The organism is Lacticaseibacillus zeae subsp. silagei (genome assembly GCF_030770335.1).
GTDB lineage: Bacteria > Bacillota > Bacilli > Lactobacillales > Lactobacillaceae > Lacticaseibacillus > Lacticaseibacillus zeae.
The window spans coordinates 271905-295253 of sequence record NZ_CP132484.1 but is presented as its reverse complement, the minus strand read 5'-3'; the positions used below and the strand labels follow the sequence as shown (position 1 = coordinate 295253).

The window sequence follows — 23349 nt, the reverse complement described above, 5'->3', positions numbered from 1 at the left end:
TGGGCCAGTTCACGCTCTGAAACGCGATCACTGGCGCAGAAGTCTGCGTGTAAGGACCTCAGGCGCAATGGCCAAGGTCGGGCCATCACGCCTGAGGCCACTTACACTCCGACTTCTAACCGCGCCAGTTCACGCTCTTAGGCCGGTTGCATCTCTTTTTCGTTGTTCTTGTCTTTATCCTTTGCCTCATTGCGGGCAATTTCTTCCCTTGTCAGCATATCCTTGACCGTCATTTTAACCTCGGTCACGTTCAAGCCGGTCATTTGGCGGACGTTTTTGGCAATCGCCATGGTGACTTTGTTGAAAATTTCCGGTACGTTTTCACCATAGCGAACCGTTGCGTCAAGTGAAACGGAAACATCCTGATCATCACTCAAATCAACGTTAACCCCTTTGGTCGGATCTTCATCTTTGCTGAACATGTCGGTGATGTTCGCCATCATGCCGCCTTCAAGCGAGTAAACACCTTCGACTTCATTGCAGGTGATGCCCACGATTTTAGCAATCACCGCGTCGTCGAATTTCAATTCCTTATTAATACCGCTTTGTTTCTTGTTATCCATTATTAATCGCTCCTTTTTTGAGGTCGTTTAGTAACTTAGCGTTTTTGCCATTCGCGTTTCGTCAACACATCTTTAACGTGCATATTCAATTCAACTAGCTGCAGACCGGTCATGCGCTCGATTTGCGCGCTGATCTTGTCGCACAGTTGCTTGAAAATGGCCTGGGCATTGCTATCGAATTCCAGGAAAACATCCATATCGATCGCAACCTGCTTTTCACCAACTTCCGCCGAGATCCCCTTAGTCAGGTTCTCACCGCTGGAAAAAGTCTCCGTCAGGTTGTCCATCATGGAGCCGTCCATCCCCAGAATGCCATCGACATTCTGGGCACAAATGGCGGCAATTTTCTCGATGACCTTATCTTCAAAAGTCACCCGACTATTGGCCATCAGCGTCTCGTGCTGATTCGCTTTTGGTGCCGGTGCGGTTTTTGGTGATGCTACTGCATCCATCGACTCACCTACTTTCCTTTACTAAATGCATCTTTGCCAGACGTTAGCCAGCTCATGAGGTTGCCCCAGTTAGGGACGAGATAGCGCTCAATGAGCCAGCCTAATCCGCCAAAAATCACGACAAGCATCATGCCCATAAACCCGAAGCGCATCCAGGCAAAGGCAAGAATGACGCCAATCACAGCTCCGATTGTTCCTTGCTGCATGCTGTTATCACCCTTTCGTTGCTGATGAACGCTGATGCCAACGGTGCTTTGGTACACACCCGGTTTGACTGGCAATCAGCTTTCATCCATCCGCGACATCAAATGACCCGAGCAGTTTTGGCCTTCACTTTCGTTGCCGGAAGCAGCTGCACCCGCACATGCTTGACGGGAACGCCAAGACATTCTTGTAACTTTTGGCGCGCCGTTTCTTCGATTTGCTTGGCCTCTTGTTTCAGCTCCTTACCGTTTCCGGAAAAGGCTGCGATCCGCATGCGGGCCACTTGCTTCTTCCGAATGCTGACGTCCACGTCCACTGATTTGGCAAAATGACGGGCCACGATCGCTTTTGCCACCGTGTTTTCAATGGCACTTTTATCAAGTGTCAGATCGCCATCATCCCCTGCCAAAATCAAAGCATTAGCCGTTGACCGCCGGAAAATGGCCACCAGCAGCATAATCAGAAAGACCAGCAGCACCAATCCCGTTAAACCGATCATAAGCGGCCGTAACCACACAGCTTGCTGCAGATAGAACCGGGTAAATTCGCGACTGGGCCAAAGTAATAACCCAAAACCTATACTCTGTAACAATCCGCAAATGGCAACGAGGCCGAACAATCCTTTCGTTATCGGTTTCATCTTTTGCTGCCCCCTACGCCTTGCGCCGGGTCGATCCCAACAGCAAGGAAACAAGGAAAACAACAATGACTGCGCCGATAATTGCCGGAATCAACGCCATGCCAGCCAGTGACGGCCCCCAGTTACCGAGTAAAGCCGTACCGAGCCATGCACCGATCAACCCGCCGATAATATTTCCGAGCCAACCAAGCGGCATGTCTCGACCAACGATGAGCTGCCCAATGCAACCGATCACAGCACCGATAATCAGTGTCCAGATTAAATGCATCATGGTAATCATCCTTTCTTGTGAGCGTGAGCCGGCGCGGTTAGGAGTCGGAGTGTAAGCGGCCTTGGGCGTGATGACCCGGGCCCTAGGCCATTGCGACCAAGGTCCTTACACGCAGACTCCTGCGCTGGCAAACGCGTTATGACTAACAACTTTCTGACTATCTTAAGCTTAACGAACCGAACTTATCATTCGCAATAAATATGCTAATAATAACAATTAGTATTTAATTGAAGACGCAAAAAAGCCCGCCGTTATGCGTTTCACACAACGACGGGCTTATGAATCCGTTAATTAAAAAGATTAACGGATTAATCAAAGCGCCACTAGCTCATCCAAATCCGTTTGCGGATTCGGTTCGCGATTAGCCTTCGATCAAATCGCCGGCATTCGGACCGGCATCCAACTTGTAAATCCGATCAACATTGATAACAACAGCACTGATGGCTGCTGGCAAGTGACGTTCTTTGGCAAACGCCTGCGCATCTTCAAAGATCTTGTCATCATTATGAAATTCAACGGTGCCTTCAAACCGAAAGCCCTTCAAAGCCTTGTAATCAACTGAGGCAACGGCAGCCTTTTTGGAGTACTGCAGATTGTGCCACGCTTGTTTACCGGTTTCTTCGTTGTAAATCAAGTGATGATCATCCAAAACTCGCATGGTGCCTTTTGGGCCGACCTGCGGATTTCCGTTCTCATCGGCGGTTGCCAAGTAGTTAAGCTGTGCACCGATCATGTCTTTCATGTCTTGCGTCAAAGTTGCCATCAACGATCAATCCCCTTTGTTTACTTTTTGTTACCAATGTCAGTGTAACACAAATTGATCGTGCACGTCAGTTTCTGCTTTTTTTTGGCCTTTAAGCAGTTCTAAGCCATCAGCGGTGATTGGAAAAGATGGTCGCGATTTTATTCATTTGGCGGAACCTGTATTACACTAAGGTTAAGTGAGAAATTAATTTTGTCATAGGTTCAGTTTGACCTAAGGGAGGCAGGTATTGATGCCACAGGTTTATGTTTCAGCCGCTTTGCCTAAATCCGCCAACGCAGCGCTGCAAAAAGCCGGAGTGGATTTTGACGCTTACAACGGTAAAGGACTCATTACTGAAGATGAGCTCCAAAGTCATTTAGCTAACACCGAAGTTCTCATTACAGCACTTTCAACGCCAGTCACGGCAGCAACACTGGCCAAGGCGCCGCATTTGAAACTTATCGCAAATTACGGGGCCGGCTTCAATAACATCGACGTCACCGCCGCCAAAGCGCAGGGGGTGCTCGTGACGAACACGCCAAAAGTTTCAACCACGTCAACAGCCGAGGTGACACTAGCTCTGATGCTGGCAGTTTTACATCGGGTCACTGAAGGCGATCGGTTAATGCGCGGTCCGGGTTTTTCCGGCTGGGCGCCTACGTTCTTCTTAGGCCACGAGCTTGCCGGCAAAACCGTCGGCATCATCGGCATGGGACAGATCGGGCAAGCCGTTGCCAAGCGCGTGCATGCATTTGATGCCAAAATTCTCTATACTCAGCATCATCAACTGACACCTGAAGCCGAACGGGCACTGGGAGCGACGTTTACGGATCAGGCGACTTTACTGCAACAAAGCGATATTGTCACCCTTCATTTGCCGTTGGTGCCAGCCACGCATCATTTGCTCGACGCTCAAGCCATGACAACGATGAAGCCGACTGCCTACCTCATTAACGCAGCCCGCGGTCCCTTAATTGATGAATCCGCCCTACTCAAACAGCTAACCGATCATCGTCTGGCCGGCGCTGCCCTAGATGTGTACGAGGCTGAACCGCACGTCAGCTCAGGACTCAAGGCGCTGGACAACGTTGTGCTAACGCCGCATATCGGCAATGCAACCGTTGAGGCGCGTGATGCCATGGCCAAAATCGTCACCGACAATACGCTGGCTGTTTTAAACGGTAAACAGCCGCAATACGTTGTAAATGGCTAAGCAGCTGTTATAACCCAATTAAAAACGCCAACCAACCTTCTTTGCCGCGATGTCGGCTTCAGGTCGTTTGGCGTTTTGTTTTGTACAAAAATCATGGTGTCAATAAGCTAGTGTTTCTGCGAATCATGTGGCTGCCAAAAGCTGGCTAAAAGTAGCGCAAGAACAACGCCCAAAGTTAAACCAAGGCCGCCGACTAAAAAAGGATTCGCAATTTGATGCTGCTGCATGAAGCCATAGATAACCGCGATGAGAACAATGGCAATTGCCACTAATGCAACACGATACCAAGTGTTCTTAGTCATAGGTGAGCCAGGATCGTGTACTTGCCGACATTCTTATAGTCGCCTTTCGCCTTTGAATCAGGTGTACCAGCGGCTTCATAGAAAACCGAGTACTTGCCATCTTTATCTTTTGCAACAACCAATCCCTCGTCAACGACGTGTTGGGCCTTGTAAATTTGCGCACTGCGCCGGGCAGCGGCAAAGTCATAATCATTGGCAACTGCATCGCCGGGATTGAAGAAAACAATTTCCTCACTCATCAAGATCCCCTCACTTTCTGGTGAGCGTGAACTGGCGCGGTTAGAAGTCGGAGTGTAAGTGGCCTTAGGCGTGATGGCCCGATCTTGGCCATTGCGCCTAAGGTCCTTACACGCAGACTTCTGCGCCAGCAAACTCCTTATGACTTCAGTATACCACGCTAATTCAGGTCACTTCTCACTTTGAAGCGCCTCCGCTCGCTTAATCAGGCTCTGCGTAAACGCCGCAAATTGAGGCATTTCCTCCTGCTTAACGTTCAGCGCAATTTTAACCGGCTCCGCGCCCTGAATCGCTCCGCTCGCTCTCAAAACCGCTTCAAACAACTCCGGAGCTGTGTTGTAATCCTTGCCGTAATAAGGATCGCCGGTGCCAAGCACGCCAAAAACCAGCGGCTTCTCAGAAAAGTCCAGCTTGCTCAAATCCTCATAGAAGTCCTGCGTTTCTTCCGGAATCACGCCGCCGGTCCAAGTATACGTTGCCAAAACCAACACATCATAGTCCTTAATCTTACTCGGGTCCGTCTGAATCATTTCGCCAAGCGTAACATCCCAGCCGTAATGTTCAAAAAACTGCTGCTCAACCCGTGCCATTCCTTTGGCATTGCCCGTGATTGATGCGTATAAAATGATCGCCTTCATCGTCCTCACCTCATTAAGTCCAGTATACTGATAACTGCGGGGTTGTAAAAGCTTACATGACTGGTGAAATGCGATGCTTGGCTGTACGCACTCAAAAAGTCGCAGTATCGCTCACACTGCGACTCGGCAACTCCCTCAACTAGCTGTTTCAACGGTTCCTTCACCTTGAAGGATGAAATGAACAGCATCCGCAAGTTCGTTTTCTTTAAAAAACTTGATTTCTTGATGACCCGAAAAATCATCCACTTCGATAATCGGCTCAAATCCGTTAAAGCGCCGCAATTCTTGACGCAACCAGGCATCCCAGACTTGGGTTGCCAAGCCTTGATGCTGGCTTTGGTTTCGCCGAATAATGATATTCTTATTGTCCCAAATCCGCACCCGCAAATCACGGTCACTTTGACTAGCGGCTAAGTCTTGCAAGTAAGCATAGTGTTCCATAAGCTCACCTTACCTTTCAAATCAAGGCAATACTTACAACATCGAGCGACTGGCAACCTTGTCCAAACGCCGCCAAATCAACTGTTTTACCATCGGGATGTTGGCGGTTCTGACACTCTCTTTTAGTACATCTTCATTATACAAACATTTGTTCGCTCTTGCAATCTTTAAGTTTACCCCCTGATTATTTTTAAGTTTACCCCCTGATTATTTTTCGAATATCATCCTGCACTCCGTCTTTGTAACCTGACATTTTCGCTAATGAATCACGACAAAGTTACGATTGAATGTCATACGTGCGCACCTTGACAAAAATCGTTATACTGTTAGTAAAGGCTCACGAGGAGGAATCGTTTTGGCTGAAAAAGATCAAATCAGTGCATTTTCACGGGAAATCATCGACTTCCAGCGCAAAAATCATCTAACGGACACGGAGATGGCGCTTAACAGCCATGTATCAGTGGAACATATTCACAACATCAAATCTATGCGTGAGATGCCGGATTCTTCCGTCGTCGCCACGCTGAAGGATTACATGGAACACAAACCGAACGGTAAGTAAGTTGCCGTTATACAAAAGTCCCGTCATCAAATTCAGCATTTGATGACGGGGCTTTTTTAGACCGCAGGCATGCTATTCAAAAATCAACGACCATGTGCTGCGGTTCAACCTCATGCAGTTCTGTGCTTGTGGGCCGCGGAATGTGTTCTGCCAAGATCCGCTCATTTCGTTGACGGGCTGCAACCGCTGATTCCGGATTTGGCCGGGGGATTGCTGCTAATAAACGTTTTGTGTATGGATGCACTGGGTTCGTAAAAATCTGCTCAGTCGTTCCAGTTTCGACAATGGTGCCTAAGTACATGACCAAAATGCGATCACTAATTTCCCGAACAACGCCCAAGTCGTGCGTAATGAAAAGATAAGTCAGCTTTAGCTTGTCCTGTAACTGCTTTAGTAAGTCTAGCACCTGCGCCTGAATTGAAACATCCAATGCTGATACCGCTTCGTCACAGATAACCAAACTCGGATCAAGCGCCAATGCCCGGGCAATGCCGATCCGTTGCCGCTGACCACCGGAAAATTCAGACGGATAGCGATTCGCACTGGCCTCATCAAGGTCAACCGCTTGTAAAAGTTGCAACATCCGCTCGTGCCGTGCTTGCGCATTCATTTGGTGATGGATAGCCATCACTTCTTCAATCGCATCCCCAATTTTTTGACGTGGATCCAGTGAGCCAAACGGATCCTGAAAAATCATTTGCATCTTAGCGATTAATGCAGCATGGCGATGATTAAATGGTGGCAACTCCTTGCCTGCATAAACCATCTTGCCAGCAGTCTTCTGCTCCAATCCTAAAATTGTTCTGCCCAACGTCGACTTTCCTGAGCCAGATTCGCCTACTAATCCTAATGTTTCACCAGGATAAATATGAAAGCTGACGTCATTAACCGCTTTTAGTCCGGCAGCACGTTTGCGAAATAGCTGTTTCTTATCCTGATACACTTTCGTCAGATGTTGAACGGCCAACAATGGCTGTTTGTCGGTTACCTGTGAATGTTGCGCGATGTGGGGAGCGTCAACATCAGGAACCGCGGCAAGCAATTTTTTAGTATAGGCATTTTGCGGATGCTCAAAAATTGTTTGTGCAGTGCCTCGCTCAACAATTCGCCCTTGCTTCATGACGACCACATAATCGGCGATTTGTGCCACCACGCCCATGTCATGCGTAATAAAAAGAACACCCATCCCTTCTTGATCTTTTAATTTATTAATCAGCTCAAGAATTTGTGCCTGAATCGTGACATCTAAGGCAGTTGTCGGCTCATCAGCAATCAGCAACTGCGGCTTGCAAGCAATGGCCATGGCAATCATCACCCGTTGTCGTTGCCCCCCGCTTAACTCATGCGGAAACATTTGCAATTTTTTGGCAGGCTCAGGCATCTCAACTTGCTTCAACAATGCCAACGCCTGATCAAAAGCAGTTTTACGATCTACTGCTTGGTGGGCTTTAATGACATCCGTCAGCTGTTTGCCAATGCGTAACACTGGATTTAACGCCGTCATTGGTTCTTGAAAAATCATCGACAGTTGATCTCCGCGAAGTCGCCGCATGGCCTTGTCGCCTAGTTTCAGCAGATCCTGCTTTTCAAAACGAATCGAGCCACCGGCAACACGTCCGTTTTGCGGCAGAAGCCCCATCACCGAAAACGATGTGACACTCTTCCCAGAACCGGATTCACCAACGAGGCAAACCGTTTCATGTGGATGAACGGCTAAACTGATGTCGTGTAAAATTTGTTTGGTCCCCTGATCTGTTTCAAAATCAACATTCAGGTTTTGAACTGCTAAGACTGGTTCCACCATGACTGTCACCTCCAACTGGTTTCTCTAAGATAGACACATTCAACTTAACGGACTTTAGACTAATTGAAGTAAGCTCCGCCTAAATACCACAAGCCTGTTGGTAAGACAGTCACGCCTTTGAGATCCTTAGCTTGCGCAACTGCAACGGAATTGTGATCCATTACGATCCACGGTATATCTTTCATGGCGATCTTATTCGCTGCGCTCAAAGCCTTTTTACGTTCAGAGGTATTTAACGTCTCTCGTGATTTCTCAACTTCGGCGTCAAATTGTTTGTTGCTGTACTTCATGTAATTGGAACTGCCGATATTCTTTGAATCAAGGTTAGGATAAAACAATTCGCTTGCATCACCTGTACTATTCGCCCACCCGGAGAAGGTCATCTCAAACTTTCCTGACGCTAGCGTTGTCAGATAGGTTGCCCACTCTTGTTTTTCAATTTTGACTTTGATGCCGGCTTTTGCCAGTTGCTGCTGAACGACTTGCGCCATTTGCACATAAGCCGGCTGGTTACCGACTAGAATGGTATAAGTTTTCTTGTTAAAACCATTTGCTTTAACCAATTCCTTCGCCTTTTTCAGGTTATAGGTGGTCGCAGCTTTCTTGTCGTTCTTGTTATAGCCAAATAGCTCAGGCCCAATCAGGCTAGGATTATAGGTTCCCAAACCGTTTAACTGGGCGACATATGTTTTGGCATTAATTGCATAAGCAGCAGCTTGTCGGAACTTCTTATTCTTACCTGGATTAGACTGCATATTAAAGCCAAAATATCGCATTGGCGTTCCGGCTTTGTTTGTCAGCTTTACATTTGTCAGCGACTTGATTCGCGATAAGTAATCCGATGTCACATTGTCGAGTAACTGAATTTTACCAGTTTGTAACATCGAAACCGCGGTGGCATAATCCGGAACGGTTTTAAACGTCACACCTGCCAGCTTTGGCTTTTTGCCCCAATAATCTGTGTTGCGTACTAACTTGACGCTATCGCCAGTTGTCCAGCTCTTAAATTTGAATGGCCCAGTGCCAACCGGATGTGTATTCAGTTTTCCTTTTTTATCAGCAGTCGGACTAACAATCGAGGCATTGGGATGACTTAGCATCGCCAAAAATGGGCCATACGGATATTTGGTCTTAATTTCGACAGTGCTGTCATTAACGACAGTTGTCGACGCAATCGGTTCGAGTAACGAGGCGCGCGGGGCGGCACGTTTAGGATCTTTCATTTGGTCAAACGTGTACTTCACTGCGGCAGCATTAAATGGCGTACCGTCTTGAAATTTAATCCCTGTGCGCAAATGAATGATCCAGTCAGTTGCGCTTTTACGTTCATAGGACTTCGCCAACCACGGTTTGGCCTTTAACGTTTTAGCATCTTGTCGAAAAAGCGTTTCATAGACTTGCTGAATAACATTTGATGAAACCGTGTCTGCCGTGGATAGCGGTGATAACCCCTTAGGATCAGCCGTTGATCCATAAACCAACGTGCGCCCAGCTGCTGCCGTCACGTTGGTTGGACCGGTTCCAAATGCAATCAATGTCATCAATAAAGCGGTCAATACAGAAACTAAAAGCCATTTGCTTGTTTTTTTCGTCATGCACATTTCCTCCAACTTAACGCTCATCATCTCGACTTAGCGAATTTTAGCGTTTGGATCTAAGGCATCTCTCAAGCCGTCACCAAAAACGTTAAACGAAAAGATCACTAGCATAATTGCAATCCCGGGGACAACAGCCACTTGCGGCGCATCCCACATAATCGACTGGCCCTCGGCAATCATGGCGCCCCATTCAGGTGAAGGTGGCTGAGCACCTAACCCAATGAAGCTGAGTGCTGCGGTTGATAGAATAGCTGATCCTAGGCGCATCGTTGCATTCACAATAATTGGTGCCATGCAATTAGGCAGAATATGTTTAAAGATAATGCGTGGCGCGCGGGCACCCTCCGATTTCAGTGCTGTGATATATTCTTCGTTTTTAACAGCTAGAACACTGCCACGGACAATACGAGCAAAAGTGGGGATGGCCCAGATGCTGATGGCGATAATAATGTTCCCAATACCAGTCCCCAAAATGGCAATGATCAATAACGCCAACAAAATTCCGGGAAATGCGAAAAGAACATCCATGCACCGCATAATGAGACCATCCAGCCACTGAAAATAACCGGCGATCAAACCAAGCACAACACCAATACTGAGACCAATCGCTACAGCCGAAAAACCAACTCCCAAGGAAATACGTGCTCCATAAATCACGCGGGATAAAAGATCGCGCCCATAGTTGTCTGTCCCTAGCAGATGACCCGGCGCCCCGATACCAAGATTCTTTCCGGTAATCAGATCTTGTTTGTAAGGACTATCTGGCGCCAGCACAGGAGCAAAGATTGCTACTAAAATCATCAACGTTATGACAATTAGCCCGAATACAGCAAGTTTATTGTGCAGTAATCTTTTAACGCGCAAAAAACGTGCCTCGGATTCTCTAGTCGCATGGGCTTTACTTTCACTTGTTGTAGCGACTGATTCACTTGATGCAGCTGAGATATTTCGTTCCATGTTCTACCTCCCTTGCTTGTTTGCTAGTTCGTTGCATTTAAAGCCGGAAGTTTGCAATAAGGTCGCTGTTAAGATGGCCTAAAGCATTGACTCCCCAGCTTCTGAACGCGTCGCCCTATGTCCTAGTTCAATAGCTAATTCTTGGATCAACCTTGGCGTAGATAATATCGACGACTAGATTGACCAGAACGAATATTGTAGCAATGAACAATACGGTCCCTTGTACAACCGGGAAATCGCGAGCTGAGATGGCATTGATCATCAATCGGCCGACACCGTTGATGGTAAAGACTTGTTCAGTCACAATCGTTCCACCTAATAACGTGCCAAAGTTGATACCGATAACGGTAATAATCGGAATCAAGGCGTTACGAAACTCGTGGGTTAAGATGATTTTCCAGGGCCGCAAACCTGCTGCTTTTGCTGTCCGCACATAATCTTGCTGCAGCACTTCAAGCATGGTAGCTCGTGTCGTGCGTGCGATTAAGGCAGCCGAGCCTGCACTCAGCGCAATCGCTGGCAATATTAATTCTTTTAGACCAGCGACCGTATACCAATGCATCGACATGCCGCCAATTGGCAACGCGTGCAACATCACGGCGAAAATCAAAATCAGCATCGTTCCTAACCAAAAATTAGGAATGGACACACCGAGGAGTGATAATGTCGTGCTGGTAAAATCAATCCAAGTATTGTGCTTAATGGCGGCAACAATCCCCAGTGGAATGCCGATTATCAATGCCAGAACCATGCTGGCTGTTGCTAATTTAATCGTTGTTGGGAGGCGACTGAGAATAGCTTGGGTTACCGGCTGGGATGTTTGATATGACGTGCCGAGATTGCCGTGCAAGACTTTACCAATCCAGTCAAGATATTGCACCACAATTGGCTTGTCTAACCCCAAGCTCCTATGTAACGCAGCGATATCGCTTTTAGTTGCCGCCGGTCCGGCCATGATTCGCGCCGGATCGCCGGGCGCTAGGTGCATGCTGAAGAAAACAATGAACGATACACCAATTAATAACAGTACAAGTTGCAGCATCCGTTTCAAAATGAAGTGACCCATGCGCTTGCCTCCTCGTATAAAAATAATAATAGCTTTATTAAAATTGAATGTTAGAATTAGATTGTCTTAATGTCAATAACCAAAATAAAAAATGTTAAAAAGTGACCCGTGACTTGACACGCCTACATTGCTGGTATGGCAAGCATTTAACATTAGATTTAGATTGTGATATTCTGTGACCTATATTTCACATTACATATTCGACAAAACCGAGGCGATTCGATGTCCTTTTTCACGAACCCTAACAATCCTTACCCGCGTTCGCGCAAGTCAGTCTATGCTAAGTACGGCATGGTGGGTACCAGCCAGCCGTTAGCTGCTCAAGCCGGGTTGCGGATTCTGCAACAAGGCGGCAATGCAGTTGATGCAGCCGTAGCGACCGCTGCCTGTCTAACCGTTGTCGAGCCCACCACCAATGGCATTGGTAGTGATGCATTTGCGATTATCAGCATTAACGGTCAGCAATATGGGATCAATGGCAGCGGTCCGGCGCCGCAAAGTCTCAACGTGGCAGATCTTCAAGCTGCTGGTTTAACGGAAATGCCTAAATTTGGCTGGACTTCTATTGATGTTCCAGGTGCACCTGCGACTTGGGCAGCGATGGTTGAACGGTTTGGCCAGCTTTCCTTGGCTGAGGACTTAGCGCCAGCCATCACGTATGCACGAGGTGGCTATCCTGTGTCACAAACCATCGCTTATTTTTGGGAACGCGCTGCGCAAAATTACCGCCAAGCACAAAAAGAGGCGGCCAATCCGGCGATTTTTGACGAATGGTTCAAAACCTTTTGCCCAAATGGCCATGCGCCACGAACCGGTGAAGTTTGGCAATCTGCGGAACAGGCCGATACTCTGACACGCATTGGCCAAACACAGGCGCGCGATTTCTATGAAGGAACCTTGGCCCAAAAAATCGTTGCAGCTGCGTCACAGAATGGCGGTTATTTAACGGCTGATGATTTAGCGGCGTATCAGCCGGCTTGGGTGACGCCGCTAAAGCTCCACTATCATGGCTATGACGTGTTGGAACTCCCCCCTAACAGTCAAGGTGTGGTGGCGTTAGAAGCACTGGGGTTATTGCAGGGTTGGCATTTTACCAACCGGGATTCATTTGACACCGTCCACCACCAGATTGAAGCGATTAAGTTAGCTTTTGCCGACTTCTTTAAATTTGCTGGCGACCCGCGGGCCATGCAGCTTGATCCGAATCAATTGCTTGCAGCGGATTACCTCGCCAACCGCAGCGCGCTGATCGGTGAATCGGCCCGACCACCTGAAGCTGGTGACCCGCAAAGTGGCGGAACCGTTTATCTGGCAACTGCCGATCGGGATGGCAATATGGTGTCCATGATTCAAAGCAACTACATGGGCTTCGGCTCTGGTGTCGTGGTGCCCGGCACAGGCATCGCCTTGAACAACCGTGGTAACAACTTTTCCTTCGATCCCGCGTCACCCAATGTCCTTGAAGGTGGTAAACGCCCGATCAACACCATCATCCCGGGCTTTTTAACCAAAAATGGGACCCCAATCGGACCGTTTGGTGTGATGGGTGGTTTCATGCAGCCACAAGGGCATCTGCAGGTTTTAATGAACACCATTGATTTCGGCCTTGACCCGCAAACCGCGTTAGATGCCCCGCGCTGGCAATGGATGCATGATCAAACTGTCCAGGTCGAACGCGAAGTGCCAGCCGTGACCGTTAACCGACTTGTCGCGGCTGGACATCAGATCGTTGTTCAACCCGAACCCAATGTTTTTGGTCGCGGACAAGTCATCTGGCGCAATCCCGAAACCCAAACTTATGTTGGCGGGTCCGAATCGCGAACAGATGGCGCTATGGCGGTTTGGTAACGCAAAAAGAGGAATTTCAACTCGCAGGCAAAAATGTCTGTGGGCTGAAATCCCTCTTTTTTCGTGTGATTGCTAACGACTTAACGATTGCCCAAATACCCAATCGTCATCGCACCGATTAAGATAATCAGCACGGCAGTCGTAATCCATACATACAGGTGGTCATGTTCCACGGCAAACGCATAAATTGAAACTACCACCCGCAAAACGGGGGTCAAAATCAGCAAAAAAATGCCTGTCATTAACACAGCGTAAGGCTTTAAAGCGAAGGTTCCACTCAAAATAGCGCCAACCCGCGTCGGGTGAACGCCTGCCGGATACCCGGTCGACCCGGTCGCAATAAGCAAAATCAGCCCCAAAACAATGACCACCGCCGACAAAATGACGCCAACTTGCATGACCTTGCCGATCATAATTTCGACATCATCAATTTCAGTTTTAAGTTTATTGTCCATCAGATTGACACCCCAAATCCTTTAAGCGCCATTTGAATGCCCATATAGCCAATAACCGGAATGAAGATCATGCGCAAAACCTTGGTCGGCAGAATCTGCATCACGCGGGAACCGACCGTCGCGCCAATGAGGATCCCGATGGCCAGTGGCGCTGCAATTTGCGGCTGCAGCTGCCCGCCAAAATAATAAACCGTTGCACTGGCCGCCGCAGTAACCCCCATCATGAGGTTGCTGGTCGCACTGGAAGGCTTCAACGGCATGTGCATGATCGTATCCATCGCGATCACCTTAAACGCGCCGCTGCCGATCCCTAACAGACCGGAGGCAATACCGGCGCCAAACATCATCGCAAAACCGCCCGGTACATTGGTCACCGTATAATTGACTTCTTTACCGGTGGCCTTGTCAAAATAAGCCCCGTTCAAGCGCAACTTGGTCGCAATTTCATCCGGTGTCGTCTGGCGCGCTTCGTCTTCTTTCATCCGCATTTTGCGAATCATATTGAACGCTGAAAAAATCAATAACGCGCCGAATAAAATGTACAGCACTTTGCCGTCCACAAGCCCGGTAACAATCGCGCCCAAAACTGCGCCGACCGTCGTGGCAATTTCCAAAAACATCGCCACACGTAAGTTCAGCATTTCATCTTTAAGATACGCAATCGTCGCCCCTGAACTCGTGGCAATGACGGAGACGATGCTGGCTCCGATCGCATATTGAATCGGCAAACCCATTAGCATCGTCAGAATCGGCGTAATAATCATCCCGCCGCCAATGCCAAGCACCGCACCCAGAATGCCGCCAAGCAAACCGGTGCCCATTAACAATAGTATTTGCTCCATTTATCTAGCCCCGTTTTCATGCGTTAAATAATGGCAGTTAAAACCACACACCATTTTGTTTGTATTTTCTAATGTTAGCCCACGTGATATGTGATTTTCAAGCTATTTTCAAAAAGCGGGTCGCCACGCTTCACCGATTCATCAGTCACCAGCTGCCACCAAAACCACCGCCGCCACTGGATCCGCCACCAAAACCACTGCCGAAACTGTCGGATCCGCCACTTCCGCCACTACTTGATCCAGAGCCAAAATCAGACATCACCCACAGCGGTAAGTCATCTTGATCTAAGTGCTGATCCTTGTCTGGATGACGGATATGGAAAAGTATGGCCGAAAACGTTGCTGCCAAAGTTTTATCCGAAAAATGATCCGTTGCTTTCACGTTTTCAAGAAACTTCGTCCATGTTGTGTCGGCTTCCTGACTGGAGATGCTTTTTTGCCCGCTGAGCCATGTTGCATATGCTGTTTCGTACGGCTTGCCTGTTACTAACCGATCCGTTAAGGCCGGATTCAGCAAATCAGCCAGTGCCGTTATGGTGGGCGCGTTGACGATTTCTTGATCTGACAATTCCCGGAGTGCCCCTTGAAGATTGTGATAGTACCAATATGGATGTGGCGTCGTGAACCGAATCTCCTGCGTCCAGGATTCAAACCTTCGTCGCGCTAGCCCAGCCATTCCGATCACGCGTAATTGGTGATGCGCCCAAGCAAAGCGAAATAACGGCAAGGAAGCTGAACCCATCCGCAACTTAATGCCGGCAGTCATCACCGCTGTATAAATCGGCAATGCTGCCATCGCCCCGGGGTCGCTCATCGCGTCATGCAACCGCGCATTCATGGCAGCATGCACCAAAAAGAAAAGAACCATTAATCCACACACAATCAGTGCCGCAATCATCAGCGCCTGCTTGATTGCCGCAGCACGTGCGCGTTTGATCTTAATTTGAGTTGGCGTTGTAATCGCACTTTGGTGAGCAACGACACGCTTCCCGATATTGGTCAAGAACATCGCAATGGCGCGATCATAATTTTCGGCCTTGAGCTGCTTTTTAACGCTGTCCGTCACAATCTCGTCGGCGCTGCCATCTGGTACGACATCTTCCAGACCATAACCGACTTCCAGCCAATACTTGTGATCATTGCGGGAAAGCACCAACAATAGCCCATTTTCCCAGTCTTTTTTGCCGACGCCGGCCTTCGCAAACTGGTCATTAGCATAATCTTCAATGTCATCATCATGCAACGACGCCACCGTTATGACCGCTATTTGCGGATGCCCTTTTACCTTGGCAAATGTCTGGTCATTTAGCTCGTTTAAAACCCGGTGACTTTCAGGCCCCATCATCGCCCCTTGATCGCGATACCATTTACCTGAACTCGCCTGAACCGGTTGCAGCGTTGCAGCGCAGAATCCCAGCAATAACATTAGGGGTACCAACCACCAGCTGTGCCGATGCATCCCCTCGCCTCCTTCATTTAATCGGATTGTGAATGGTTTCATCATACCATGTGCTGAATACCGAACCATTCACTTAAGCATCAGGTTTTGCTGAATTTTTAGTCAGTTCAATTTAAAAGGCCATAACGCGCTCGCCAGCCCAGAAACCTGCATGTAAGGACCTTGAAACCTACACTCCGTTTTTAACCGGGCTGGCTCGCGCTCACAAAAAAATCGCCTGACGCAACATTTTGCATCAAACGATCAGATTGTTTCTGTTCGCCTTAATCCTCGACCGGATCAATCTCGACAAACGTATCATTAGGAACCCGCAGAATCGAGAACCGGTCAGCAATATGGCCTACGTGCATGCCCAGGCCATTCAGAAAACCCGGTTGGTAACGTGCCGTTACCGTCGCCACATAGGCTTGGTCCGCAGTTTGATCAAGTCGCTTCAGATACTTTTTCGACCACGGATAGGCGGCAGCTCGCGGCGTTAACGGTTGGGCGCCTGAGCTGACTTCCGCGTTATGACTATTGTTTTCATACTTCGCGCCTTCCGTCCAGTAAGTGTAGTAGAGGATCGGATTTTTACCGTTACCGGTGTGGACCCGAACGTAGAAGGAATGCTCGTCGCCTGTTTGTAAGATCAGCGGTTGCGCGCTATGGCTGATGGTGACGGCGTGACTATCGCGGTAATCGATAGGCCGCAACCAGCTTGCCCATACCAACCCGGCCGTCGCCAGGAATAGCACGGCTACTTCCGCAAGATCAACCAGCACCACCGAAGCCGGCACTTGGCGACCGGATTTGACGATCGCTTTAATATGTCGCCGGCGAATGTGCCAGACGATGAAGATGAAGTAGGCAATTAAGATCACCCACGCTGACAGTCCGATAAGATTCCACGCGTTCATAATTTTCCCCCTACACCTTTGCGTTATCTGCCTGCATCACTGCTAACTGGCCTAATAAATTAAGATAATGCCATGGTTTATCATAATTCGGATTAAACAACATATCGACATAGGCCAGCTGATCAATCGTATTGCGATTTTGAATCATGACCGAAATCAGATTCGCCGCATTGGCAATGTCATATTCACTATAAAACTGTGCCCCTAGAATCCGGCGATCGCGCGTATCATAGACCAGCACCATCGTAATCTTGACCGTATGCGGCATGAATGGCGGCCGAAAATCATCCGTCATGGTCACACTGGCTGCCGGCAGATGATTACGCTTGGCGTGGGCAAGTGTGAGTCCGGTAACCGCCAGACTATGATCATACAATTTTAACGCACTGGTCGCCTGTGTTCCCATATATTTGATATTCTGGCCAAAAATATTGGCACCGGCCATTTTTCCTTGGCGAACGGCATTCGTTGCCAACGGCGCATAAGCATCTTTACCAGTCGGGTTAAAATGAACGGCAACGGCATCACCGGCAGCATAAATATCCGGATTGCTGGTTTGCATATAATCATTCACATGAATCGCACCATCCGGATTCATCTCAACCTGTCCGACCAGCAATTCGGTCATCGGACGAAAACCGACACAAACCACCGCCAAGTCGGCCTGAATCTCCCCTTGATCCGTCTGAATGAAGACATGCTTGGCATCACTGTCAAAATGTCTGGCAATCGTATTGGTCTTGAGTTCAACGCCGCGTTTCGTCAACACAGAAGCAATTTCCTTACTGAGCGGCAAGTCAACATAGTGGCTCAACAGCGGCGACACGCCATTGATCAAAATGACCTGTTTGTGGTTGCGGCTATAGGCCTCGGCCAATTCAACGCCGATATACCCACCGCCAACAATGGCAATTTTGTCGGCATCTTTGGCACTCTCTTTAATCTTGCGGGCATCATCATAACTTTTGCACATCAAGACCCGCGGAATACTGACACCGGAAATCGGCGGAATCACTGGATAACTGCCCGTGGTCATAATGAGCTTGTCGTACTGATAATGTTGCTGCTGGCCGGTCGCCAGATCCTCGGCCACGACCCGATGATCAGCTGCATCAATCGATAAAACGTCATGCTTTAAATGGACGTGCACCTTGGCGCCAAGCGCTTCAAGCGAAGCCGGGGTAGCATAAAACATATCTTCCAGCCGGCCAACTGTTCCTTCAAGGTACAAAGCAATGCCACAAGAAAGAAAGGAGATGTCTTCGCGACGTTCAAAAACATCCACTTCCGTTTCCGGGTGTCTCGTTAAAAGTTCGCGCACTGCCGCAGTTCCTGCATGCGTACAGCCCACAACGACAACTTTCATCAGCATCTGCCTTCCCTTCTAGATTATCAATACAAACATTATGACACGAAAAGGGCGAAACCTAAAGCAAGTCGCTAACGGCTTTGCGACGCTTCCAAGTATAATAGCTTTGTTGCTTCTTAATTGGTCAATTCATAAAAGGAGTTCAATATGCACATCACACTTATCGGTGCCGGCCCGCGTGGCTTGCTGCTTTTAAGTCGGCTGCTTAGTTGGCAACCGACCCGCTACCCCAAGCGCCGGCTTAATATCGTACTGGTTGACCCTTATCCAATCGGCGGCCGAGTATGGAAAATCAATCAGGATCCTAATTTAATTATGAACACTGCTGCTTCGCAAATTACCTTATTTACGGATCAGAGCGTCACTGACGTCGGGCCATTTATCACCGGACCCGATCTGAGCACTTGGGCACTGACGATCGCGGCAGGCTATCTGGATGCCCACCCTGAACTGGATAATCGGGCAATTTTGTTACGCCAAGCTGCCAGTCTCGGACCCAACAGCTACGCTTCCCGCGCACTTTACGGCGTGTATCAGCAGTGGTTCTTCGACTTACTACGCGCCCAGGCCGGTCAAAATACGATCACCTACAAACAACAAACGGTGACCCGTTTAGACCAAAAAGATCCCGGATTTACCATCACAACCGACCAGGAAAGCTGGCAAACCGATCAAGTTGTCATGGCACTGGGGAATTTAAAGAACTCATTGACGCGCGATCAAAAAGCCTTACACGACTATGCCAAAGCGCACAAGCTATTTTATCTGGAACCGGGCTTCCCGGAAGAAGGCGACCTCAGCAACATCGAACCGCAAGCGCCGGTTATCGTTCGGGGACTCGGCTTGAGTTTCTTTGATTTAATGAGTCGGTTAACAGAAGGTCGCGGCGGGCGGTTTCAGAAAACGGCAGATGGCTTGCTCGCCTATCACCCGAGTGGTCGCGAGCCGCACATCTTTGCCGGCTCGCGGCGCGGTTTTCCATATCGCGCTAAAGGCCACAATCAAAAGGGCCCGGGTGAGGAATGGGAGCCGCAATTTTTAACGCCTGAGCAAATCAATGCCTGGCAGACCCGCGGTGAAGTGAGCGGCCAGACTTTCTGGGACGCGTTAAAGCATGAAGCCGAGTTGATTTACTATCGTCTCCTGTTACCGCAACGCTATCCCGACATTGACGAGACCGCGTTTGAACATGATTTTCTCGCGGACCCGGTTGCGACTTTAGGCACCTTACCGATCGCCGCTAAAGACCGCCTCGATTGGGATGTGCTCGCCGATCCGATCAAAGCCCATCCCAGTGGCCAACCCTACCAAGACTTCATGCGCCATTATCTCCGACAAGATGCCCGCGAGGCGATGCGCGGCACGAAAACCGGTCCGCTGACCAGTGCACTGGAAGTCTTACGCGACATGCGCGATCCCATTCGCCAATTTGTCGAACGCGGCCTCTTTAGTCAGGATCAGTATCTCGACTTCTTCTTGCGCTGGTTCAACTCACTGAACGATTTTCTATCGATCGGACCACCGGCGATGCGGATCGATCAACTGCAGGCCCTAATCGGTGCAGGCATCGTCACAATCCTACCACCAGGCATGCAAATTAAAGGCATCGACGGTCAATTCCTTTTAAAAACACCAAGCGATCCAAAATTCTCCTTGCAAGCTAAGGTCTTACTCGAAGCACGGGTTCCGGCCGTCAACGCCCCAACCGCGCAAGATCCGCTCGTTCGGCAACTGCTGCATGACGGCTATGCGCATCCTTATGAACTGCAACTCAATGCCGACAAACGTTTCCAGTCAGGCGCGATCGCCGTCGACAGGCAGACTCAGCAATTGCTCGACGCCAATGAACAGCCCCAAGCCGGTCTCTTCTTCTGGGGTGTCCCAACGGAAGGCGTCCACTGGCTCACCACTGCCAGTCCGCGCCCGCTCGTCAACGATGTGAGTTTAAAAACCGCGGAGCAGATTGTGAAGGCGATTTTTGCTGGGGCGGGTTCGTGATCGCAGTTCAAAGTTTTTACAAATAACCTAAAAGGCTCAGGCATCCGCACATTTTGGATGCCTGAGCCTTTGTAGTATTCGCGAGTCGGCACGTTTAGAAGCCGCAAGTCGGATCGAAGCAGCACATTTTTAAAACGATTTGAATTTTATCACGCATATCGTTATTTAAGGTGTCGTTTCATTTATGAACATTTCGGCCTGTCTTTTGAATGCAACAAAAAAACTTGTTGACCCAAGGGTTTTCTGAATCTCCACGATCTTCTCGACACGCTCTTTATTTTCGGGGGACGGTTCTTCACAGTATGCGCAAAGTGCTTCTGCAAGTGTGGTCAAAAATCGTTCAGCCATCATGTTGTCCTCAATATGACTGTTCTTCATAACGCGTAGAAAAAGCCTGGCCATTTTTAAATCCTTAGCCGTTAAGTTTAATAGTACAACATTGTATAAAAGGCTTATATTAAGTTGCAGATTTTGGTGTATTTCCAAAGCCTCATTAGTTTGAGAAGCTAATTCCCGCGCCAGCTGGTTAACGGTTACTAACGGCATAACTGACAACGTATTTCCGAAAAGCAACAGTTCGAATCGAGTCCAACCATCCACATTAAACAGATAATCTGCTAAGAAACTGACATCGGCTTTTGAGAGTGATTCACCATTCATATCGGCAATCATTGCTTTAACCATAATCAAAATGAGCCGATTATATTTTCCTGAATGCTTCTTGAAATGCGCTTCAGCCCTGTCTTCTACCAGTGCAGCTTGGCCCCCGTTGTTATTGACAATTGCCTTGGTAATGTCTTCCAATATCGACTGCTCGTACTGATTCTCCTGAATAGCTAGAGCATTACCGAATTCGGCAAATGTGACGTGTAAGCGTTCAAGAAGTGCCAGAAGCTTATCAGCGGAAATCTGGGTTAAATTCCTTTCAAACTTAGATAACTGCGCCTTCGAAAGAATCCCGTCACTAAGCTCCGCCTGGCTCATTCCCTTGTTCTCACGAAAAATATGAATAACTTCGCCAATCTTTTCCATGATGCTCCCCTGCTTTTTCATATTTGAAACATTTTTTGTTGGCATCATATTACCACATATACTAGGGCCATCAAATTAATGTGAGGCGATCACCATGAAACCAACTATCAGCTTACTATCGCGACAAAAGGCGCTGACGCTATTAACCACACTGCTGATTCTAATCGAGTCGCTTGGAAAAGTGGCTAGCTCACTAACCCTTGCGCCTTTGACCGATCAACTCATCAACAAAAACTTTAATGGTGTCGTCTTTTGGCTGCTGTCCACCATTACCATCTGGGGCGTTACCCTAACCATTGGCTACGTGAATTCAGTACTGAAGGCCCAAATTATCCGTAAGGTAACGAATCAGTTGCGTACTGACATTGCAGACGGACTCAGCACTGTATCGATTCCTGAATACAAGAAAGTCAACCATAATGAATACGTCTCATGGTTGACAAATGACGTCAATATGATCGAACAAAATGGCTTAGATGCGTTCTTCTCACTGCTAGGCAATGTTACAACGTTGCTGTTTGCCGTTACGTCGTTAGCTTTCTATCATTACAGTTTGGCACTGGCCGCTATTATTTTGGGACTTCTCACAATGACTATCCCCCAGTTCTTCTCTAAAATCATGACCAGAGAGACTAATCGGCTTGCAACTGCCAATAGTTCTTTCCTAGGAAAAGCGGATGACATTATTGGCGGATTCTCTGTGTTTTTCAGCCACAATCTTGGCAACGCCTTTACACATAAGCTGGCTGTTGCTTCCGATCAGCAGGGAAAAGAGAAAGTTCTTTACACCAAAAATGTCGGCTTGGTGAATTTGCTGATCAGTGGTGTCAATGTAACCGCACAAATGCTTGTTTTGGCACTAACTTGCTTGTTAGTTGTCGGCGGTTATTTTACAGTCGGTGTCATCTCATCTAGTGGTTCGTTGGCAGGCACCGTCTTCAACAATCTCGCAGGTATGATTCAAGGTATCTTTCAGATGAAATCTGTTACAGTATTGCTTCATAAAGATACTTCCTCAAAAGAACCTGCCCCCTCTCTCGAAGATGACTCATTTAAAAACGCACTCACGGTTGACCATCTTTCTTTCAATTATGGCGAAAAGCCTGTCATCAAGGATATCTCTTACCGCTTCGAGAAAGGCGGTAAGTATGCCATTCTCGGAAAAAGTGGAACTGGCAAATCAACACTTATCAACCTGATGAGTGGCAGACTTACTAATTACAGCGGTTCTATCCACGTTGACGATCTAGAATTAAACTCACTTCCAGCATCAACGCTGAATGCAAAAATCGAACTTGTCGATCAAAAATCATATATTTTCAATGAGAGTGTGCAAGAAAATATAACATTGGGAAAATCTAACGCTTCAAATACACTCAATAAAATCGTGGAATTTCTTGGCATCAACACATTCACCAGTTTGAGTACGAATATCCACGAGCATGGAAGTAACTTATCTGGTGGGCAACGACAAAAATTAGCACTAGCACGCGCCTTATCATTTCGGAAACCAATCTTGATTGTCGATGAAGTCACAGCTGGTATTGACGACGAAAGTGCTCAAGCCATTGAAGATGCATTGCTAGCCGAAAAAGATCTCACGGTGATCATGATCACGCATCACCTCACGCCTAAGACAAAAGCACAATTGACTGGAACACTCGAATTAGCTTAGGAGGCTAAGATCATGCAATATACAGGAATTGATCCATACAGTAAACCCAATGCTCCTGGCATTTCCACTTTGACTTAGGCTC

General features: G+C 48.1%; 25 protein-coding genes. 5 read left to right on the top strand and 20 right to left on the bottom strand.

The window, feature by feature from the left end:
* Positions 1-137 precede the first annotated feature (137 nt).
* The 6 genes from LACZS1_RS01450 to LACZS1_RS01425 form a co-directional block, all read right to left on the bottom strand.
* A complete protein-coding gene (locus tag LACZS1_RS01450) occupies positions 138-563 on the bottom strand; it encodes an Asp23/Gls24 family envelope stress response protein (RefSeq protein ID WP_010489872.1) in 426 nt (141 codons plus the stop codon).
* Positions 564-598: 35 nt separating this feature from the next.
* Positions 599-1015 (bottom strand): Asp23/Gls24 family envelope stress response protein, encoded by a 417-nt coding sequence (locus LACZS1_RS01445; RefSeq protein ID WP_047106550.1) that lies wholly within the window; start codon positions 1013-1015, stop codon positions 599-601.
* Between the two features lie 8 nt (positions 1016-1023).
* A complete protein-coding gene (locus LACZS1_RS01440; protein ID WP_010489875.1) occupies positions 1024-1221 on the bottom strand; it encodes a hypothetical protein in 198 nt (65 codons plus the stop codon).
* 98 nt (positions 1222-1319) lie between these two features.
* Positions 1320-1859 carry an alkaline shock response membrane anchor protein AmaP gene (gene amaP, locus LACZS1_RS01435; protein WP_070652312.1) on the bottom strand — a complete coding sequence of 180 codons (540 nt, stop codon included), beginning with the start codon at positions 1857-1859 and terminating at the stop codon, positions 1320-1322.
* A 13-nt stretch (positions 1860-1872) separates the two neighbouring features.
* The gene (locus LACZS1_RS01430) at positions 1873-2130 is read right to left on the bottom strand and encodes a GlsB/YeaQ/YmgE family stress response membrane protein (protein ID WP_025013491.1); all 258 of its coding nucleotides are present in this window, start codon (positions 2128-2130) and stop codon (positions 1873-1875) included.
* Between the two features lie 361 nt (positions 2131-2491).
* Positions 2492-2893 (bottom strand): pyridoxamine 5'-phosphate oxidase family protein, encoded by a 402-nt coding sequence (locus tag LACZS1_RS01425; protein WP_010489882.1) that lies wholly within the window; start codon positions 2891-2893, stop codon positions 2492-2494.
* A 232-nt stretch (positions 2894-3125) separates the two neighbouring features.
* Between LACZS1_RS01425 and LACZS1_RS01420 the strand changes: the two genes are divergently transcribed.
* Positions 3126-4088, top strand: coding sequence for a 2-hydroxyacid dehydrogenase family protein (locus LACZS1_RS01420; RefSeq protein ID WP_070652310.1), 963 nt, complete (start codon positions 3126-3128; stop codon positions 4086-4088).
* Positions 4089-4195: 107 nt separating this feature from the next.
* Here the strand turns inward: LACZS1_RS01420 and LACZS1_RS01415 are convergent, their stop codons facing one another.
* The 4 genes from LACZS1_RS01415 to LACZS1_RS01400 all read right to left on the bottom strand — a co-directional run bounded on the left by LACZS1_RS01415 (position 4196) and on the right by LACZS1_RS01400 (position 5706).
* Positions 4196-4390 carry a hypothetical protein gene (locus LACZS1_RS01415; protein ID WP_010489885.1) on the bottom strand — a complete coding sequence of 65 codons (195 nt, stop codon included), beginning with the start codon at positions 4388-4390 and terminating at the stop codon, positions 4196-4198.
* On the bottom strand, positions 4387-4629 hold the full coding sequence (locus tag LACZS1_RS01410; RefSeq protein ID WP_010489886.1) for a hypothetical protein: 243 nt from the start codon (positions 4627-4629) through the stop codon (positions 4387-4389). The genes LACZS1_RS01415 and LACZS1_RS01410 overlap by 4 nt, the downstream gene beginning before the upstream one ends.
* A 168-nt stretch (positions 4630-4797) precedes the next feature.
* The gene (locus tag LACZS1_RS01405; protein ID WP_070652309.1) at positions 4798-5265 is read right to left on the bottom strand and encodes a flavodoxin domain-containing protein; all 468 of its coding nucleotides are present in this window, start codon (positions 5263-5265) and stop codon (positions 4798-4800) included.
* 135 nt (positions 5266-5400) lie between these two features.
* Positions 5401-5706: a hypothetical protein gene (locus LACZS1_RS01400; protein ID WP_025013495.1), complete on the bottom strand. Its 306-nt coding sequence runs from the start codon at positions 5704-5706 to the stop codon at positions 5401-5403.
* Between the two features lie 355 nt (positions 5707-6061).
* On the opposite strand from LACZS1_RS01400, the gene LACZS1_RS01395 reads away from it, so the two are divergent.
* Entirely contained in the window at positions 6062-6268 is a 207-nt protein-coding gene (locus tag LACZS1_RS01395; RefSeq protein WP_010489894.1) for an LBP_cg2779 family protein, read from the top strand.
* 76 nt (positions 6269-6344) lie between these two features.
* Here the strand turns inward: LACZS1_RS01395 and LACZS1_RS01390 are convergent, their stop codons facing one another.
* The 4 genes from LACZS1_RS01390 to nikB form a co-directional block, all read right to left on the bottom strand.
* A complete protein-coding gene (locus LACZS1_RS01390; RefSeq protein WP_070652308.1) occupies positions 6345-8072 on the bottom strand; it encodes an ABC transporter ATP-binding protein in 1728 nt (575 codons plus the stop codon).
* 59 nt (positions 8073-8131) lie between these two features.
* Positions 8132-9667, bottom strand: a complete 1536-nt coding sequence (locus LACZS1_RS01385) for an ABC transporter substrate-binding protein (RefSeq protein ID WP_070652307.1) — start codon at positions 9665-9667, stop codon at positions 8132-8134.
* Positions 9668-9703: 36 nt separating this feature from the next.
* Complete coding sequence (locus LACZS1_RS01380) at positions 9704-10627, bottom strand: ABC transporter permease (protein WP_047106557.1); 924 nt, start codon at positions 10625-10627, stop codon at positions 9704-9706.
* Positions 10628-10754: 127 nt separating this feature from the next.
* Positions 10755-11693: a nickel ABC transporter permease gene (nikB, locus tag LACZS1_RS01375; RefSeq protein ID WP_047106558.1), complete on the bottom strand. Its 939-nt coding sequence runs from the start codon at positions 11691-11693 to the stop codon at positions 10755-10757.
* 222 nt (positions 11694-11915) lie between these two features.
* Between nikB and LACZS1_RS01370 the strand changes: the two genes are divergently transcribed.
* On the top strand, positions 11916-13541 hold the full coding sequence (locus tag LACZS1_RS01370) for a gamma-glutamyltransferase family protein (RefSeq protein WP_070652306.1): 1626 nt from the start codon (positions 11916-11918) through the stop codon (positions 13539-13541).
* 80 nt (positions 13542-13621) lie between these two features.
* Here LACZS1_RS01370 and LACZS1_RS01365 read toward each other — a convergent pair whose 3' ends face one another.
* From LACZS1_RS01365 to LACZS1_RS01345, 5 genes are all read right to left on the bottom strand, one after another.
* Positions 13622-13996: a DUF1634 domain-containing protein gene (locus tag LACZS1_RS01365; RefSeq protein WP_010489898.1), complete on the bottom strand. Its 375-nt coding sequence runs from the start codon at positions 13994-13996 to the stop codon at positions 13622-13624.
* Positions 13996-14838: a sulfite exporter TauE/SafE family protein gene (locus LACZS1_RS01360; protein WP_025013497.1), complete on the bottom strand. Its 843-nt coding sequence runs from the start codon at positions 14836-14838 to the stop codon at positions 13996-13998. Before LACZS1_RS01360 ends, LACZS1_RS01365 begins: the two co-directional genes overlap by 1 nt.
* Before the next feature lie 145 nt (positions 14839-14983).
* Entirely contained in the window at positions 14984-16297 is a 1314-nt protein-coding gene (locus tag LACZS1_RS01355; RefSeq protein ID WP_070652305.1) for a TPM domain-containing protein, read from the bottom strand.
* 263 nt (positions 16298-16560) lie between these two features.
* A complete protein-coding gene (locus LACZS1_RS01350) occupies positions 16561-17193 on the bottom strand; it encodes an LVIS_2131 family protein (protein WP_049169060.1) in 633 nt (210 codons plus the stop codon).
* Positions 17194-17203: 10 nt separating this feature from the next.
* A complete protein-coding gene (locus tag LACZS1_RS01345) occupies positions 17204-18565 on the bottom strand; it encodes an FAD-dependent oxidoreductase (protein WP_047106565.1) in 1362 nt (453 codons plus the stop codon).
* A 144-nt stretch (positions 18566-18709) separates the two neighbouring features.
* On the opposite strand from LACZS1_RS01345, the gene LACZS1_RS01340 reads away from it, so the two are divergent.
* Positions 18710-20560, top strand: a complete 1851-nt coding sequence (locus tag LACZS1_RS01340) for an FAD/NAD(P)-binding protein (RefSeq protein ID WP_070652304.1) — start codon at positions 18710-18712, stop codon at positions 20558-20560.
* A 165-nt stretch (positions 20561-20725) separates the two neighbouring features.
* Here LACZS1_RS01340 and LACZS1_RS01335 read toward each other — a convergent pair whose 3' ends face one another.
* Positions 20726-21592, bottom strand: a complete 867-nt coding sequence (locus LACZS1_RS01335; RefSeq protein ID WP_070652374.1) for a helix-turn-helix domain-containing protein — start codon at positions 21590-21592, stop codon at positions 20726-20728.
* A 94-nt stretch (positions 21593-21686) separates the two neighbouring features.
* Between LACZS1_RS01335 and LACZS1_RS01330 the strand changes: the two genes are divergently transcribed.
* Positions 21687-23267, top strand: a complete 1581-nt coding sequence (locus tag LACZS1_RS01330; RefSeq protein ID WP_070652303.1) for an ATP-binding cassette domain-containing protein — start codon at positions 21687-21689, stop codon at positions 23265-23267.
* Positions 23268-23349: the final 82 nt, after the last annotated feature.